The organism is uncultured Microscilla sp., from assembly GCF_947493425.1.
Lineage (GTDB): Bacteria > Bacteroidota > Bacteroidia > Cytophagales > Microscillaceae > Microscilla.
Window position 1 is genome coordinate 30,946 of sequence record NZ_CANLRP010000046.1, and the last position, 18,798, is coordinate 49,743.

Genomic DNA, 18,798 nt, shown 5'->3' on the forward strand with positions numbered 1-18,798 from the left:
CGATGGGGAAACTAGACAAACTAAAAAAAATTAAGCCTGGTGGTGTGGCTGACGATGCTTTTTCACAGGTTGAAAAAGCCAAGTCTAAATTTAAAACCACTGACGATTATATTAAGAGTAAAATTGAAATCCATCCTGACTTTAGAGATTGGATTCACCCCTTGTCTGAAGAAGAGTATAAGCAGTTAGAGGAGAATATAATTGAAGAAGGTTGCCGGGAACCATTGGTGGTTTGGCAGGTGCCAAATGCCGAAACTTATTACATAATAGATGGACACAACCGCCATAGGGTTTGCACAAGCAATAATGTGCATTTTAATATTGTAGTCAAAGAGTTTGTTGATGCTGCCGAAGCCAAGGAATGGATGCTTTTGAACCAGTTAGGAAGAAGAAACCTTACTAAAGAGCAAGCTGCATATTATAGGGGGCTTATTTATAACCAGCGAAAGTCGGACCCAAAAAAGAACCTGAAACGAGGCAATTCCCCGAAGTCTCAAAATGATACTTCGGGAAATATAGCTGAAGAACTATCAAAACAATACAATACCAGCCGGGCGGGCATTTTGCGTGATGGCAAGTTTGCCGAGGGGCTAGACAAGGTGGGCTCGGTAGATCCGGTGCTTAAACGGCAAGTGTTGGGCGGCAAGACAAAAGTAAAAAAGGCAGATGTAGAGAAGTTAGCCAAGGCAGAGGCAAACGAAATAAAAGAAGAAGTGAGTAAAATAAAGAAGGTAAAGCCTGCTCTAAAAACAGCAAGCCAAAAAAAGGTGATGCCAAACGACTCCATTAACTTGGCTGATTTACCCAAGCTTCTTCACAAAACAATGAATACCCATCGCAAGATAGTGAAAGCCAACAAGCAAGACGAGCAGTACTTCAAGTCATTGGGAACACTAGAGTTATGTGAGCAATTGCTCGCCAAAGTTGACTGGAAATAAAAAGCATTTGGGTTAAAAAAGCCCCGAAGTATCATTTTGACACTTCGGGGCTTTTTTTAGATCGAACAAGCAAAAAAACTACCTTAAAGCAGGCTTACAAAGCCCTTTAGTATTTACATTTGGGCAATAGTAGTATTTACAATAACTTTTATTTCAATGATTTTTAACTCTAATTATTACTGGCTAATCGGAGCATTGGTTGTCATTATTGTGCAAGCTTTCATTGTCAACCATTGGTCTAATGCAAAATATTGGACAATATTGAACGCAATTTTTCTTATAGCAACCATTATCTCTTACTCAGCCTTTAGCTTTAAAAACAAAGTGAGCAAAGAGCGGGTACAGATGCTCAAGAGCTCAACGAATATAAGCCAAAAAGTGATTACTGAAAAAGACATTTCACACCTGCCTGCAGTTGTTCAAAAATGGTTGGTGAACGGTGGAGTAATGGGCAAAAAGCCCATTACCAATATTCGTTTAACTCAAGACCTACAACTAAAAATGACCCCAGAGCAAAATAGTTGGAATAATGGAATTGCAGAACAATACATTACGGTGCAACCACCTACATTTAACTGGAGTATCAAGACTCGAATGGGCGTTATGGGTGTAGTGGGACGAGATAAATTTGAGCATGGGCAGGGTGAAATGGTCATTAAACTGATGTCTCTTGTTTCGGTGGCAAATGCCAAACAAAGCGAAAAGGTTGACCAGGCTACTTTGCAAAGATACTTGGCCGAAATTGTTTGGTATCCAACGGCATCGCTAAGCCCTTATATTGTTTGGGAGCAAATAGATGGCAATACTGCTAAAGCCACCATGAAGGTGAACGACACCAAAGGTGCAGGAGCATTTTATTTCGATGACCACGGGAACTTCCTTAAGTTTACAGCATTGCGATACAAAGACTTGAAAGATAAAGAACCGAAATTATGGACTGTTTCTGCCATCAAAACAGAAGAGCGAAATGGAATTAGAATGCCTGTAGAGTTAAAGGCTGATTGGAAGTTAGACAATGGAGATTGGACCTGGCTGAAGCTAAAGATCAAGGCTATAAATTATAATGTAACAAAAACGCCAACAGTAGGTAATATGTACGCAAAATAATTGATTGTTTTTTGTTTGTAAATAAGGGGGGGCGATAGACCAGGGGTTTGATGTACTCTATCCATCTTTTAACTACGCTTTTTTTAAGTTGCTGAAAATCAACATGATATAAAAAGTGTAGATACTTGTGGAACAGGGTATACCTAGAACCTTGCACCTAGTCCCTAGAACCTTGTCAGGGCTTTTAACCTCGTTGGGCCCAACCCAGTAAAACTGCCCCGATGAGTCGTGTATTATTCTGATGCAAAAATGCGGCTGTATATTATGTAGCATATTTCGTGTAAGTTGCCCAACTTTTTTATCGCCAGGGGATATCATTAGATCTTTAATAATCAGCAAGTTAGCTTTCACCCGATTATTTTTGGTCGTACTTAAGAGTTTTAAGGTGCCAGCTAAATTCTCCGTTTTTACCCATCTGGAAGCCAAAGCACCAGCACCTCATCTTTATAACTTTGTAAGACTTCAATCAGAGTGGTATTTTGTTGATGCATCTTTGCATCTTTTGCAATACTGTTGCAAAAGATGATTTTTTATTTACATTTGCAACATTGTTGCATAAATGTAAATCCATTAAAGGAAAAATGAGACTTGTTAAATTTACTCTTGTATTAATGTTCGCACTGCTTGGCGTAGCTATAGGTTATGGACAAAATTCAACTATCAAAGGTAGAGTCATGGATAAAACGAATGCTCCTATTGTAGGAGCCACCGTGGTCTACAGCACAAATGCCCAAAATGTGGTTACTGCGACTGGTAACAGCGGGAACTTTTTTATCGAAGGTCTAAAGGACACGAAAGGCATATTAAAAATTAGCTTTGTTGGTTATCAGACTTTGGAAGTGAATCTTTCTGATGGACAACGCAACACAGAGGCATTATTTCTTACCCTTGAACAAAGCATAACAGAGCTTAAAGGGGTAGAAATTGTTGGTAGGGTCAAAAAAAGCTATCACAGTGATTATTCGTTTTCGGCTACCAAGCTTCCTATTCAAAACAAAGAATTACCTCAGGCAATATCATCTATTACCAAGGAGCTCATCACCGACCAACAAGCATTTCATGTAGGGGACGCAGTAAAAGTGGCCAGTGGGGTAGTACCCTCTAGTTTTTACAACCAATACTCTATTCGAGGCATTAGCCAAAACGAAGAAGGGCAAATTATCAATGGATTGCGTACCCGACAATTTTATTTTCTACAACCTCTGACCGCCAATATTGAGCGTGTGGAAGTGCTCAAAGGACCCGCCTCTGTTACATTATCTAGTGTCGACCCAGGAGGAAGCATCAATATGGTGACCAAAAAACCTTTGCCTATCGACAGAAAAGAAATCAGCATGGCAGCCGGTAGTTTTAGCACCATCCGAGGAACATTGGACTTTACCGGTCCCCTTAACGAAAGTAAAACACTGCTTTATCGCCTGAATGGTGCCGTGCAAGAAGCGAAGTCTTACCGTGATTTGATCAATAACAAATCTATCTTGATTTCACCCTCTATTAGTTATATCCCTAATGAACGTACTGCGGTAAATGTCGAGGTTATTTACAACAGCATGCAAGGAAACCTTGATCGGGGACAACCTATTTTTGGGGCGGTGGCTGGAGTGACCAATTTGAACAGTACTCCCATTAGTTTAAACCTGGGTGCCCCTGGCGATTTTTTCCAGTCAAAGGAGTTGCTCATTATGGGGTCTTTATCGCATCAGTTTACCAAAAAAATCAAGCTCAATGTTCAGTATATGAAGCAAACCTGGACTGAAGATTTGCAAGAACACCGTACCATCAATGCCTTTGCTCCTGATATTAATGGAAATACCATTGCCAATTTGGTAGGCATGCGCTTTGTACAACGAAAGCAGTTTTGGAACATTGACAACGTAAATGCTTATTTTAACTTTGACTTTGACCTGGGACCTACCCGACATGTGTTGGTGGCAGGTTATGATTTACATAGTTGGCAAAAGTTGCCTGGTGGAGGACAAAACTCTGCCCGTGGTTTTTTGTTGAACGATGGCAGTGTAACCCGTGGTTTTGACCCTGCCAATGCTGCCAACTACCAAACCATTGCCTATGGCGATGTGACCATTCCCCGCCCCAATGTGCCCCACTTTGATCTTAGCAATCCATCGACAACCATTCGCAATATCAGCGATTATAACCTCAACTCGCGTTTTGCCATTCCCAATGCGCTCACCACTACACATGCGACTTATGTGCAAGATTTTATCAAACTTGGTAAGCTTTCTCTATTGCTAAGCCTAAGGGCTGAATGGTTTGAAGACATCACCAACCACAATACCAGCAAAGCAGCTTCTTTTACCAATAAAGTTTTGATCCCTAGAGTGGGCATAACTTATGAAATCTTTAAAAACATCAACGCTTATGCAGTGTACCTTGAGGGCTATCAGCCGCAGTCCAATACGGTCACTTTGATGCCTAGCACAGGCAGTTTTTTCTGGGCTGATCAATCAGCTGCTCAATTTGAGCCATTGATTAGCGACTTGAAGGAGTTTGGGATCAAAGCAAGTTTTTTTGACAACAGCATTGTGGTAAATAGTGCCATTTATGAAATCAATCAAAAAAACATTCTCATCAGTGCCAATGACCCAAACAACCCTGACTTGCTGGTTCAGCGTGGGGCTGACCGAAGCCGAGGGTTTGAGGTGGACATTGCTGGATTTATTACTCCCGACTGGCAAGTCAATGTATCTTATAGTTATATAGATGCCAGCATTGTAGACGATGATGACGAAAACTTGATTGGGAAACGCAAAGAGAATACACCTTTCAACAGTGGAAATTTGTGGACAAGGTATAATTTCCCGCAATCGTCTGTCCTAAAAGGCATAGGCATAGGTTTTGGTATGCAATATCAAGGCACCAAAATTCCTTGGTTTACGCGTGACTTTGAAGTTCCCGCTTTCACTATTTTCGATGCGGCACTCTATTATGCTCCTGCTAAAGGCAATTTACAATTGGCACTTAACCTGAGAAACCTCGCCAATGAAACTTATTGGTTGGGTGCTCAAACCTACACCCGTTTGTTTCCAGGAGCCCCTCGCAATTATATGCTTACAGCAACCTACAGATTTTAAAATCATCTTTTCTCAAAGCCCATGCATTGTTGTGGGCTTTCAAAAGTTTTATAATAAAAATGCGCTCCAATCATATCAAAGTTTTTGCTCGTCAAGTGCTTGTTACCAAACTCAAAACCAAGAGCGTGGTATACCTCCTTCTGATCTTTAACCTGCTGATATTTGTCTCACTTTATACTGAGTTTAGGGTACGTACTCAAGACCATCATCATGTGGAGCAATACAGCAAAGAAGTGCGCCAACGTTGGGAAAACAACCCCGATAAACACCCACATCGAATGGCCCACTATGGTTATTTGGTTTTTAGGCAAAAGTACCCCCTTGGCTTTTTTGATCCGGGCATTCACCACTTTCTTGGAAATGTGGTTTTTTTAGAAGCCCACCAACAAAACCCGATCAATTCCTCAGAAGCAAGTTATTCCAGTGGTTTGCTTCGTTTTGGGTATTTCTCAGCTTCTATGCTTTTGCAAGTATTGGTTCCTCTGTTGATTTTCTTTTGGGGGTTCAACCTTGTATCGCAAGACCGTGAAAATGGCACCCTAAAAATTGTGTTTACTCAAGGGGCAGACTGGAGGGGGGTGTTGTGGGGCAAAACCCTGGGTTTATACCTATTGGCTATGTTGGTATTTGTACCCGCCCTCATCTTTTCCTTGTTGCTGGTATGGTTTCATGAGGCTTCCCTCGTCAATAGTCAACTGATGAGTAGGCTTGGGTTATTGTTTGTGACTTATGGCTTATACTTTTTCTTGATGGCTGCTTTGGCAATATATGTTTCAGGACGTAGCAAATCTTCGAGAGGTGCGTTGATTACATTATTGGGTATTTGGCTTTTTTTCAGCCTTATACTTCCCAAGCTCGCTACTACCTATGGGCAAGCAAAATACCCTGCACCTTCTAAAATTGCATTTGACATCAAAGTAGAAGAGGAATTGCTAAAACTAGGGGATAGCCACAACCCTGACGATCCACATTACCAACACCTGAAAGATTCGGTGTTGGCTGTGCACAAGGTCAATTCTACCGATCAATTACCTTTCAACTATCAAGGGTTTGTGATGAAAGAAGGAGAAAAGCTAAGCTCTAAAGCCTACAACAAGCGCTACGAAAAACTATTGCAGATTTATCAAAAACAAAATAATATGTTACGTCTGGCGGGCATTATCAACCCTATGGTAGCCATCAAACAAGTCTCTATGGCTTTAGCAGGGTCTGGTTATGCTACTTATGACGATTTTCGCGCACAAGCCGAAAAATATCGCTACAGTTTAGCCCAAAAAATGAACGATTTGCAAATCAAGTTAATCAGCAATGTGCGAGGGAAACGAATCCAGGGCAAGCCCGATATTTTGGACAAATCGCATTGGGCTCAATTTCCGGATTTTAATTACCGTTTTTTAAGCTTTTCTCAAATCCTTGCCCAGGAATACCTCTCTTTATTAGTACTATTAGGCTGGATGCTAGGGCTGGGCTTATTGGTACACTACTCTAAAAGCTTGAAAGTTATCTAAAATGAATCAATTATTAATCATCAGTTTTTTTAAAACCAAAGCGTCCTGGATAGGACTAGCGTCTATATTTTTTGCGGGTATGCTGAGCTTGTATTTTGGTGGGTTATTCATCGAAGAAACCCAAGAAAATGAACGTCGAGCCATCTTGTTACAAAAAGAAAACATTGAGCGAAATGTACAGCATCACCCCAAAGACATAGGGTTGTTATTATATTATCAAAAGTTTGGTTTGGTCAATCAAGTATCTCCCTTAGCAAGCTTAGCCATTGGGCAACGCGATATTTCGCCCTCTATTCAAAGGGTAAATATTCGCAACCTTGAAGAGCAAAAATACAACTCCAGACTAGCCAACCCGGTCTATCAACTTATTGGAAACTTTGACTTTAGTTTTGTGCTTGTTTACTTTATTCCTTTGGTAATCATTGCCTTGTGTTTTAACATGATTTCTGAAGAAAAAGAAGGAGGTACCTGGGCACTTGCCCTGAGCCAAACAAATAATACCAAAGGAATGATTCGCGCCAAGCTACTTTTAAGGTATAGTAGCATATTGGTGGTGCTTGTATTATTGTTAATCATTGCCAAGTTTTACTTGAGCATACCACTAAACCAAAAATATGCGGCCTTTTGCCTGGTGTCGGTTGCTTATGTGAGCTTTTGGTTTGCGGTGGTATGGTGGGTCATTTCTTTTCACCTCAGCTCTAGTAAAAACGCCCTGGTTTTGCTCACAATTTGGGTGTTCTTAAATGTTATTGTGCCTGCGGCCATTAGCGGCATAGTGTCTTTGGTTTACCCCATACCAGAAACCTTTGGCACAGTAGTAAAAAGTAGAGAAGGCTATCATAATAAGTGGGACAAGGAAAAGGCGCCTACCATCCAGAAGTTTATCAAACATTACCCACAACTTGCTCAATACAAGCACCCCAAAGGCGCCCGGTTTAGCTGGTTTTGGTATTTTGCTATGCAGCAAATGGGCGACGATGAAGCTTCGGCACAATCAAGGGAACTACAGCAGAAAGTGAAAAAACGAATAAGGTTGAGTGAAAATACAGCAATGTTTTTTCCTAGTGCCCACACTCAATTGGTACTCAACTCTTTAGCCAACGCAGGTTTGCAAAATCAGCTCAATTTTATGCAAGCACTGGAAAAGTTTCATGAAAGAAAACGGCTTTATTTCTACCCAAAAATATTTAGCCAGACTGCTTCAACCACCGAAAAGTGGGACAAACACACACTGGCCAAATACGAAGAACAATCGGAGGTAAATTGGCTTCAATTGCTGTGGCCACTATTATTGGGCATAGGCATTTGTTTGGGGGCTGCACGGCTCAACCAACGTAAATTTTATCATTTATAATTTTATTCAAAAAAAACGAAATAATGCTTAAAGCTATTGACCTTACCAAAAAATACGGCAATCATACTGCACTTAACCAATTAAATCTCACCGTTAACGAAGGAGAAATATTTGCTTTGCTTGGTCAAAATGGTGCAGGCAAAACGACTACCATCAACTGCTTTTTAGGTTTTATAAAACCCACCAGTGGTCAAGCACTGGTGGGTGATGCTTCGGTAGCTACATCTCCAGCCTTGTCTAAAAAATACTTGGCTTATATTCCAGAAACTGTCATGTTATACCCTCACCTCACGGGTTTGCAAAACCTGAAATTTTTTTCTTCATTGGCAGGTTTCCAATACTCAAAAGAAGACCTTATCTATTTCTTAAAAAAAGTAGGCTTACAAGACGATGCTCACCAAAAATCCACCAAAGGGTATTCGAAGGGGATGCGCCAAAAGGTAGGGATTGCAATTGCATTGAGCAAAAAAGCCAAAGCGTTGTTGTTAGATGAGCCTACGAGTGGACTAGACCCTAAAGCAGCCAATGAATTTTCAAATATTTTAATAGAGTTGGCTCAGCAAAAAACAGCTATTTTGATGGCTACTCACGATATCTTTCGTGCTAAAGAAATTGCACATCAAATCGGAATACTGAACGCCGGAAACTTGGTATCTCAGGTAGAAGCAGCCAGCTTGACAGCGCTTGAACTAGAGGAGCTATACTTGCAAACGGTGTAATACTGGGTTGATAGCAATGATAGTTTCAAGCAGCAAGCCCTTAGATGTTGATGTGTATCGGCGCTTTGTTTTATTGAATTGACCTTATCACAGCAAATTGCCCCCTCCAAACTTGATTTGGAGGGGGCAGCCTTATGTATGTATGCACTACAACAAATGCTTAGGAACACGTTCCTTAATGCATATTAATCAAAGACTCATACTGTGGTTGGTTGGCAGTAACCATTGCTTGCTTTAGGGTGTTTTTCCAGCGAGCCAGGTCAGGGTGATTGTGGTCGTCTATTTGTTGAAGAATGGATTTGATTTTTGTAAAATGATAAATCTTATGCTCCTTTATTTTGTTGAGATAAGGTTTTAAGTACGCCTTATCTTCAGGGGTGAGACACAACGCAGAGGCATCTGTATGGGCAAACGCTTTGGCCAATGTTTGGGTAGGCTGAATGGTTTCAGGCATAGGCAAAGTAAACCAAAAAGTACTGCCTTTACCCAAAGTTGATGTTACCCCAATACTGCCTTGGTGAGCTTCTACCACCATTTTACAAAAGGCAAGCCCCAACCCGGTAGAGGCTTGTTTGGCATTGGCTTGGTGGTAAGGCTTAAATATCGTTGCCAAGTGTTCAGGGGCAATACCCTCTCCATTATCGCTCACCATCACTTTTATCTCTTGGGTAGCGGGCATTGCTTCGTATTGTAGGGTAATGTGCCCGTTATTAGGGGTAAACTTGATGGCGTTATGCAAAAGATTAAGCAATACCCTGGATACCAGCTGGGTGTCTAAAGGCAAGTACATTTCCTGGGTTTCTGACTGCTCTAGTCGAATGTTTTTGGCTTGGGCAAACCACTCGACCTGTGCAAGGGTGGTTTTGCCTAGTGCAGGCAGGCATTGGGTAGATTTTTTGAGTTTGACTTCGGTTTTGGTAAATTTTTGTGCATCGAGCATATTCAAAATGAGTAATAACATGCGTTGGGCAGCTTGGTGAATAGCGTTTGCTTGTGGGTGCAGGTGAGCGTCTTGGGTAAACCCCATAATTGCCTGAAGAGGGTTCTTGAGGTCATGGGCAATCATTCCTACCATTTTCTCTTTAAAACTGTCCAGCTCTTTAAGCTTTTGCAAGGCTTGCTCAAGATCGTTTTTTTGTTCAGAAATGAGTTGGGCGCTGTTTCGAATGGTTATGTAAGACTCCTCTAGTTCGGCATTGACCAGGCTAAGTTTGCGGTTGTGGCGTTTTTGGCTACGGTAAAACATCAACAACACGATGAACAGCAGGGCAGAGAGCCCCAACCCCAGGTAAGTAGCCCTTTGGGTAGCCTCTCGACGGCGTATGTCTGCCTGCATTAGCTGGTCTTTTTGGGTCTGCACTACTTTTAGCGAGTCTACCCGTTTTTGTGCCATATATTGGGTTTCCAAACGGGCAATCTTTTGAATGTTCTTTTTGTTTAAAAGACTGTCTGCCATTTGTTTAAATAGCATGTGGTTTTCGAGGGCTTTTTGCGGCTTGCCTGTTGCCTGGTATGTTTTGGCGAGGTACTCTGCCCCATATTTTATAAAAAGAATCATCCCGGTTTTAGTAGCAGCGTGTAGCCCCTTGTTTAAGTACTCTTGGGCTTTGGAGTAGTTTTTTTGAGAATAATAAGCCATCCCCAGGTTTATTTGTGCTTCTGCCGACATTGCTTTTTCTCCCATTACTTCACGCATTTTCAGGGCTTTTTCAAAAAAATCATGGGCTTTTGTATACTGCTTTTGCAACAATGCCACCCTTCCCAAGCCCAAATAACTGTCGGCAATTTTTGCTTTGAGTTTGAGCTGCTTTTCGAGGGCAAGCGCTTGTTGGTAATAAGCAAGTGCTTTGTGATAGTTTCCCTTGAGCTCGTGTACAATGCCCAAGTTGTTATAACTAATGGCTATGCCTCTTTTGTATTTGACTTGCGTGTATTTCTGGAGTGCTTTATGAAAAAAAACTAATGCCTTGGCATAGTCACCCTGTGTTTTATAAATGTCCCCTATGTTATTGAAGCTTTGCGCTATTCCTTGTTTACTTTTTATTTTTTCTCTGAGCATAAGCGATTTTTGAAAAGCCTCTAGAGCTTTGGGATAATTGCCCTGGTACCGATATATAATGCCCAAGTTGTTGTAATTTACAGCTATGCTTCGTTTGTCTTTGATGAGTTGATCAATGGCAATAGCACGTTGATGAAGTAGAATCGCTTTAGGGTAGTTGCCTTGTCGTGAATAAACAATGCCCATGTTGTTGTATATTGTTGACAAGCCCAAGGTGTCTTTAACTTCTTTCCCTAGCTTTGCTGCGCGTTGATAAAAATTGAGTGCTTTAGGGTAGTCACCCTCATCGGTGTAAATGTTAGCCAAACTACTATAACACTTCGCTATTCCTTTTTTGTTGACAAGCTTTTTTTCTATGCGTAGCGCCTTGTGGTAAATCTCGATGGCTTGAGTGTTTTTGCCTTGATATTTATAAATAGTGCCGATGTTGACACAAGTAGATGCCATGCCTTTTTTGTCTTTGATTTGGGTCCTTATTTTAAGCGATTTTTGGTAATAACCCAGCGCTTTGTCCATGTTACCCTTGAACCAATAAGTAGCCCCTATGCCATTGTAGGCATTGGCCACCCCTCCTTTATACTTTATTTTTTGAGAAAGGCGCAATATCTTTTCAAAAAACTGCATGGCATCAACACGCTTGCCTTTGACAAGGTTTACAAAGCCCAAGTAGTACCAGGCATCGGCCACCCCTTGAGGATATTGGATGGTGTTGGACAAGCTAATGGACCGTGAAGTGTAGTGGGCTACCCTGGCAGAGTCCATGTAGCGGTATTCTTTTGCCAACAAATTATATACATCTACCTTTTGTTGGTTGGTAAGAGTAGTTTTCAGCACTTTTTGCAAAGAATCAACCGTGCGGGGGTTTTGACCAAAAACATAGTGTGAGGTAATAAATATTAACACACATAATTTACAAAATGTATTCATTGTTTTAGTAAGCATAAAATAAGTGATTTAGGAATATGTACCTGATTGCATTTGTTTACCCAATACATGCCTTAGGTGAGATTGGTTGCCTGTGGCTAAATTTAAATTCAAGGCAACTTATTTCGGCTTTGAGTTGTATTGCCTTTGGTGTTGTGTGGTTGTCTTAATTACAGGGTGTTTAGTAGCCCAACCAAACCACCAATGTTATCACTTGAATAATTTACTTACTAACCAAAAGTAGAGCATCCCATGACAATGAATCCCCATTCCTTCAGAAAAAAAATATTGGTAGCCGATGATAATCCGGCAGTCATTGAAACCATATTTCAATATTTTAATGACACCCGCCAACCTTACGAATTACTCAATGCCTGCAATGGTTCTATTGCCTATCAGGTGGCTAGAGAAGAACTTCCCGATCTGATTATTCTGGACTGGGAAATGCCCATGCTCTCTGGCTTGGAAGTGATTGGTTATTTGAAAAAACAAGAAGAAACCCGACACATACCTATTATCATAGCTACAGGTGCCCAAATAGAAGATCGCAACCTGGAAGAAGCTCTGGAAACAGGCGCTATAGATTATATTCGCAAGCCTTTTAGTCGCATCGAACTATTGGCACGCTCTAAGGCAGCCATGCGCATGAGTGCACTCCATCAAAGAGAAAAAATATTGTTGCAGTCGGTCATAGATGCCCAAAACAGAGAGTTGTCGACAATTGCTTTGCAAGTAGCTCAAAAAAACGAGTTGCTGGATGGAGTAGTAAAAAAACTTCAACCTATAGCCTCTAAAGACAATGCAATCAAAAGCTACCTCAAAACTTTACAAAATGGCTTAAGTCTGGACAATCAGTGGGACAAGTTTAAATTACATTTCGAAAAAGTACACCCTCATTTTTTTGCCCGATTACAACAAAACTACCCTGTGCTGAGCCCCAACGAGCTAAAACTTTGTGCTTACATGAAAATGAATTTGTCAGTCAAAGAAACCATGCAAATTCTGAATATTTCTAAAAAAGGATTGGAAACAGCACGTTATCGGATGAAGAAAAAGTTAAACTTGAAGCCCAAAGATGACCTGCCCAAGTTGATGCAGCAGTTTTAAGCCAACCACTCCTTGCCAAGCCAGGGCTATTTTATGAACCAAGTACCAAGATCGTGACAGGTACTTGGTTTTTTGTTTTTCAAAATTCCCCATGAAGGGCATTTGAAGGGTTACTTGTAGAGTGTTTGAAGGGCTTCAAAAATGGCTTACCTGCCTTGGTATGCGTTAATTTGTAACACTAATCAGGTACCAAACATTGCAGATATTATGTCAGACCGCCTCATTCCTGTGGTTCAGGAAACCACAGAAACCAACAAGCAAGAAAACAGTCAAAACAAGGATCACCAAAACACGCACAAAGCCAGACAAAAGTCTGTCAAAACCAAACACAAGGGGATTTCTACCAGTCACACGCCTGTGCAAACCAAGTCAAGAAAGGACTCAAGCAGCTCTGACCGCTCAGCAGAAGAGATCAAAAGTGAGCCAGAAGCCTTGCCCGATAACGGCGAGTTTCCACGCTATGCCATGCAAGGGCAAGAAGCGGCAAACCCACAATTGACATTAAGAAACTATGTGCATACGCTATTGTCAAGGCTTGCCTACTATCGTCAAAAATTTGCTTTTTTAAGAGATGGATTAGCTTTTGACGAAGCCAACAGGGAAACCAGGCAGCAAGAGTTGCAAGCGTTGGTGGCGATGATGGTAGATTATATAGTGGTATTGGTCAACAAGGATAAACGCCCTCATCAACAAGAAAACTTGCAAGAGCTGGACCACATGATTCGTTTTTTGCTCGAAAGAGCCAATGCTATAAACTTTGCTGAAACTCCTTCAGTATTGGAAGACTTTAAAAAAGAGTTGCCACATATTCGAGCCTCTAAAGGCCGGTTAGAGTTTGTTGATGAGGCTGACAGAATGGTAGATCCAGCACAAAATAGACACACTGAGTTTGACCAAACTTTTAGAAAAACCAACGATTTAAGGGGGAGTCATCCTGAACGCATGCCAGGCAGTGCAGAGTCTATCAAGGGCTTCTTATTTGAGGTACACATGCCAGCAAAGGGTGCCGTTACCTATTTGTATGAATGGTTGCTGAACAAACCAAAATCTGCCAATTTTTATCCAGTCATGAGCCTGTTATCTCGTCCTGATGTACGCAAGATAGAAAATGCGTTTGTTTACCACACCGAAAATAAACAAAGAATTACGCTAAGGGTAGCCATTGCTGCCGCGTTTGGAGCGAAAAAGGAAGATGACCTGAAGCATTGGCGTTATAATACCCGTGTGCAGTATTTGTATGAATTGCTCGACAACAAGGGCAAAGCCTCTACTGCGATGCGTATTGCCATCTCTTTGGGACGAGCGGGCGAAGGTGTACCTTCAGAAAAACTGCGGACAGATGAGGCTGAAGTGGTAAGACTTGTAGAAAAAATGGAGCCTAAAGAATTACTCGATTTTTGGCACAATTATCAGCCCAGGCTTAAAAGTTACCTGAGCCCTTATAACCTGCAGCGGGTGAGAAACTACGTAAATGCCAATCAACAATATGCTGCTATTAAAAACAACGTGGATGCTCTAGAAAAAACAGGCGAGGAAGGCGAAAAGCAAAAGCATCAAGAAACCCTGACCAGTTGGCAAGAAAGCATATTGCAAGCAAAAGGAGACGAAGGAAAAGAAAAGATTCCGTTTCTAGAGCAAAAAGACCGTCACCTGGAAGGCATCATCAAGCACTATGTCAATGGAGGCAGTAAATACCTGCGCAAGATAGGGCCAAGAGGAATAGTTTCGTTGAGTGGCAACGTGAAAGACCTCAAAAAGGAAGTGGCCGATTGGCTCAAAAATACCATCAAAGAAGAAAAGACCTATTTTGGGGGGTATCCGCTCATTCGCAAATATGTGTTGGGCGAAAAAGTGGAATTCTTTATGAGAAAGAATAGTAAGCTGGTGATACCCAAGCCCAATGCCACAGCCAATGATTTAGATGCCAGGTTAGGCAGGGTGGTCAATGTGCCAACCCGCTATACTGCCAAAGCATTGGCAGATAAAAAGGTGAAGGTGGGGTGGCACGATGGCGACCGAAATATGTTAAGGTTGTTGATTTCAGCCGGATTTGATGCTGATAAAACAGCCGAAGAGGAGCAGCCTGAAAGACCCTTAGACATCAATGCTAATGATCTAAAAAGTAGCCAGCTTATTTTGGCAAGAATTGAGTCGGCAGTGCGTCAAGGAGACTTGGGACGCCCCAAAGAAATTGTAAAGCTACTGGGCGATTTGGCGGCTCAGGCAAAGATCAAAGGACGCTATGATGTAGTCAATCGCAGGCAAGATATATTTAAATCGATGATGGAGCTATCAGACCGAATGCGGGTGGAGTTTTTGAGCCTTTTTGTAGACAACCCCATTGCGCATGCCGATAGTGCCGAAGATGCTGATGGGTTGGTGGAGCAGGCATTGGGTGAGTTGGAAAAGCTATTGGTAGGGCTAAATATGCTCCCTAAGCAAATATACGAGGCGTTGGGCAAGCTAAAATATGGAAGCGACATTGGCGATGATTATTTAAAACTAAGGCGCAGTGCTGGAATGACCAACTACACCCGGATGGAAGGATTGAGAAAATGGACAGCCAATGAGCCCTTCAACCCCAGCAAAACCCACATCTATGCGTTGGCGTTGTCAGACAAAGAGTTGGCAATGGCAAGACAAGATGATGAAATGTTGCTGGGCTTAGAGTTTAAATTTATTCAGTCTGTGATGCATACCCGTGAAACGGACTATGTCAAGTATGTAGGCTCTTTGTTTCGCAGCCTTGCTTATCACATAGGCTTTGAGCCTAAACTGAAGTGGCAAGACATAGATAAAAAAAACCGTCAGGGTGCCTATAAAAAAATGCAAAACTGGGTGAAGCCACCCAATCAAGGTAGCCCAAGGCAACACCGATTGACCCCAGTAGAAGCAAAAGATTTTTCTCAAAACTATCTGGGCTACTATACCAAATACATAGGCAAAGGAAAAGGCGCAGGCAAGGCTGCCGAACAAGCAAAACAAGATCGAAAAGCCCAGGAAGAAAGATGGGATAGTTTGGCAACCCACGATGAGATGGTGGTAAACGACACAGAGTATAGGCGTCAAGTTAATATTTGGTGTAGCAGGTTGCATAAGGTAGCTGTCAACAAAAACTACCATGAAATTATGCTCATGATGATGAGGGTATGGCAAGCAGGAGATAAGTTTTATGTGCCAAAGGGGGTGGTAGTAAAAAGTTACCAGCGAAACCCTTACCTCAAACAAGATTTTAATGAAAAAAGAAAAGAAGTTTTTCTATTTGAGGTATTTGATGCCCTTTCTGAGGCTGCTCAAAAAAGAATTGCTCAAGACACTTTTTTGGGCTACCAAAGCCACCAAAAAGCCTCATTAAACAAGTCTATAAAGCATTTGCAGGGTGGAACATTGGAGCTCATTCCCTTCATTATCAAGCAAGGGTTTAGGTGGTTTCGTAAGCTGGATGGCAAAGACAAGGAACTGGCTCAATATACTTTTACGGGGTTGCATGGGCGGGTATTGTTGGACGAATGGACAGATTATAAATCGCACAAAACAGCTTTAGGTAAAAGAAACAATTTGCGTGAGCAAATGGCTAAGCTTAAGCAAGAAATTAAGAAAAATAAAGAGCCTGGCTTGTTTGAGCAGAAAAAAGAAAAGTTAGAGGGGCTAAAAGAAGAGGTTGAAACACAAAGCCGGGAAGTCAGACAAAAACACTTGCCGTTGCCTGGCAAGGAACAACTGGAAAGGTTATATGGAGGCAATGAAAGTACTCATACGAGTTTGGTGTTAGACCTAATGACTCACTTGAGCGATGCGGCTACCCACGACAAGGCTTTTGTAGATACTTTGCTGGCAGAGGGCTACTTGGCAGAAGATATTTTTGCCTTGTCTGAGAACTACCTCACGCTGCATGCCAGCATCAAAAATAAGTCATTGAACGCAGGGGTAAGTTGGCAATGGCTCACCGCCAAGTCGGACGAATATAAAGAAGGAGGGGCACGCCTTATGAGCGCCATGCGAAATATAGAGCAAGGGGTGAACGCCAAAAATGCTTTTGAAGACCTGGGTCAAGACAAGGAATACTTTGAAAAAACTTTTAAAGACGATGTGACCAAACGCCAGGAAGGTTTCGAGGAGTCGTCTAAGACTTATCGAAAAAACCTGATAAAAACTATAGAGCTGGTGGTATTGGTGGGGGTAGTGCCTTTTGCCTCGGTAGGTGTAGTACCTATCATCATTGACAACTTGGTGTTGGGAGCGTTGTATGCGGGTACAGGCTTTGTAACGGCAGTAATTGACAAAGCGTTGGATCCTGACAAAGAAACCATTCAAAACTATGTAGGTTTTGCCGGCTTTGAGGCTATCAAGGCCTCTCTGACAGCGATGATGTATATGGGCTCTTTTTTCTTAAGTGATGCTATCAAAGAGTCTAAACTGTTGGGTGATAGCATTAACGGGCTTAAGGATGGAGGCAAAAAACCTGTTGAGTTGGCAGTAAAAGATGGAGGAAGGTATGTAGGGGTAGGGATGACCCGTAGCTTGGGTAAAGAAGTGATCAAAGGCTTGGAGGGCTTTGTCAAAGGAAAACCTAACGAAGATACCTGGAGAAACATTAGAGACCAGGTAACTAATCCGGCGTCTTTGGTAAAAGCCCTCACCAAGGCAGCTACCAACACTACATTTGAGGTGACCGGGCTCAACGATGTATTGAAGGAGGAAATGAACCCACTCTCAGAACAAAGTAAAGACAAGGAGGTGCTAGACCCTAGAGAACGCAACGCTGAATTTAGAGCCAACGAAGGGGCGCGAGCCATTCGTAGGTATATTAATACTCCGTTGGGCTTAGACAAGCTCGTAGAGTATACCCAAGAAATGGTGTCAAACCGAAATCCTTTGTTTAAATCTTTTGAAGACAAAAGTGACAAAGATGATGTGCAGCCTTTGGCGCAAGCCCATATAGAGGAAAAAATGAAGGAAGACCGCCTGCAAGATGTCATTGATGACCTGGAAGAGGTGGTAGAAAGGGTGAATGAAGAGATAGCTGATCACAATGCATCTGCCAAAAACCAGAAGTTTGGCTTTATTAATATGAGTGACATCTATAACACTGTAAAAAACACTGGTGTGGCAGGCATCGACAAACTCAAGGGTGCTTTATGGGCTGTAAAGAATAACCTCGATTTTCTCTGGCCGCGTAACAAAGCGGCAACAAACAAGCCTGAGAAGGCAACAGATGGCAAAGAAAACAGCCAAGAAGAAATGCTTAAAAGCAGCAAAAATCTAAACCTAGAGAACAAAACCAAAAAGACGACAGTTCCTAAGCCCAAGGCTAAAACCCCCAATATTAAAAGAAGACGTTCTCTGAAGGCTATAGAAGCAGAAAAATGGGCCAATAACTGGTTTAGAGATGGAGCGCTTGTTACAGGCTCTTATCAAGGGCAACCCTATACTTTTAATGTGCAGAATGTTTCTGGTCGGGGACATAACTGCTTGATTAATTGCATAGTAGAAGGGCTTGGAGAGGATTCAACACAAGTATTGAATATTCGGAAATTTCTTATGACACAATTTCCTAAAGAAGTACAAAAAGGTAATTACCTGGAGGCGAGTGATGAGATTGTTGGTGCTATATTTTCGCAATTGACGCAAAACGCGAATGTGGTAGTATGGAGAAGAATAGGCAAAAGTACTGTCGATGCTATGAACTTTATTGCAGGCAGGGGAAGTCGAGTTTTACATATTGTGCATGTAGGCGATCACTTTCAAATATTGAATCCTCGATAATTAATTGAAGTTGCGAGGTATAAGCGACAAGCTTCAAGTGCCAGTTATATTCGTGCCTAAAATATATAAATAGCTGGAATTTAAGCTTTTACAGTTTATATACTGCAACTTGGGTTAATTAGGAAGCGTAAAAACTTCTTTATACAAATCAATACTCCGCAGTGATTTTAGTCAAAGTTGATTACTGATTACCTTCGTTGAGCTCCCGTTGGTCGGTTATCAAA

The 18,798-nt window shown here is 41.7% G+C and carries 9 protein-coding genes; 8 read left to right on the forward strand and 1 reads right to left on the reverse strand.

Annotation, left to right across the window (positions count from 1 at the left end; genetic code table 11):
- Positions 1-2: 2 nt before the first annotated feature.
- From Q0954_RS13965 to Q0954_RS13990, 6 genes are all read left to right on the forward strand, one after another.
- A complete protein-coding gene (locus tag Q0954_RS13965; protein ID WP_299457850.1) occupies positions 3-938 on the forward strand; it encodes a ParB N-terminal domain-containing protein in 936 nt (311 codons plus the stop codon).
- Between the two features lie 156 nt (positions 939-1,094).
- Positions 1,095-2,045 carry a DUF6544 family protein gene (locus Q0954_RS13970; RefSeq protein WP_299457852.1) on the forward strand — a complete coding sequence of 317 codons (951 nt, stop codon included), beginning with the start codon at positions 1,095-1,097 and terminating at the stop codon, positions 2,043-2,045.
- A 611-nt stretch (positions 2,046-2,656) separates the two neighbouring features.
- Entirely contained in the window at positions 2,657-5,137 is a 2,481-nt protein-coding gene (locus Q0954_RS13975) for a TonB-dependent siderophore receptor (RefSeq protein WP_299457853.1), read from the forward strand.
- Between the two features lie 59 nt (positions 5,138-5,196).
- The gene (locus tag Q0954_RS13980) at positions 5,197-6,645 is read left to right on the forward strand and encodes a DUF3526 domain-containing protein (RefSeq protein WP_299457854.1); all 1,449 of its coding nucleotides are present in this window, start codon (positions 5,197-5,199) and stop codon (positions 6,643-6,645) included.
- A 1-nt stretch (position 6,646) separates the two neighbouring features.
- Positions 6,647-7,999: a DUF3526 domain-containing protein gene (locus tag Q0954_RS13985; protein ID WP_299457855.1), complete on the forward strand. Its 1,353-nt coding sequence runs from the start codon at positions 6,647-6,649 to the stop codon at positions 7,997-7,999.
- A gap of 23 nt (positions 8,000-8,022) precedes the next feature.
- Positions 8,023-8,718 carry an ABC transporter ATP-binding protein gene (locus tag Q0954_RS13990; protein WP_299457856.1) on the forward strand — a complete coding sequence of 232 codons (696 nt, stop codon included), beginning with the start codon at positions 8,023-8,025 and terminating at the stop codon, positions 8,716-8,718.
- Between the two features lie 175 nt (positions 8,719-8,893).
- On the opposite strand, the gene Q0954_RS13995 is transcribed toward Q0954_RS13990, so the two are convergent.
- Entirely contained in the window at positions 8,894-11,704 is a 2,811-nt protein-coding gene (locus Q0954_RS13995; RefSeq protein WP_299457857.1) for a tetratricopeptide repeat-containing sensor histidine kinase, read from the reverse strand.
- A gap of 249 nt (positions 11,705-11,953) precedes the next feature.
- Between Q0954_RS13995 and Q0954_RS14000 the strand changes: the two genes are divergently transcribed.
- Entirely contained in the window at positions 11,954-12,808 is an 855-nt protein-coding gene (locus Q0954_RS14000; RefSeq protein WP_299457858.1) for a response regulator, read from the forward strand.
- A gap of 207 nt (positions 12,809-13,015) precedes the next feature.
- Positions 13,016-18,574, forward strand: coding sequence for a hypothetical protein (locus Q0954_RS14005; RefSeq protein WP_299457859.1), 5,559 nt, complete (start codon positions 13,016-13,018; stop codon positions 18,572-18,574).
- Positions 18,575-18,798: the final 224 nt, after the last annotated feature.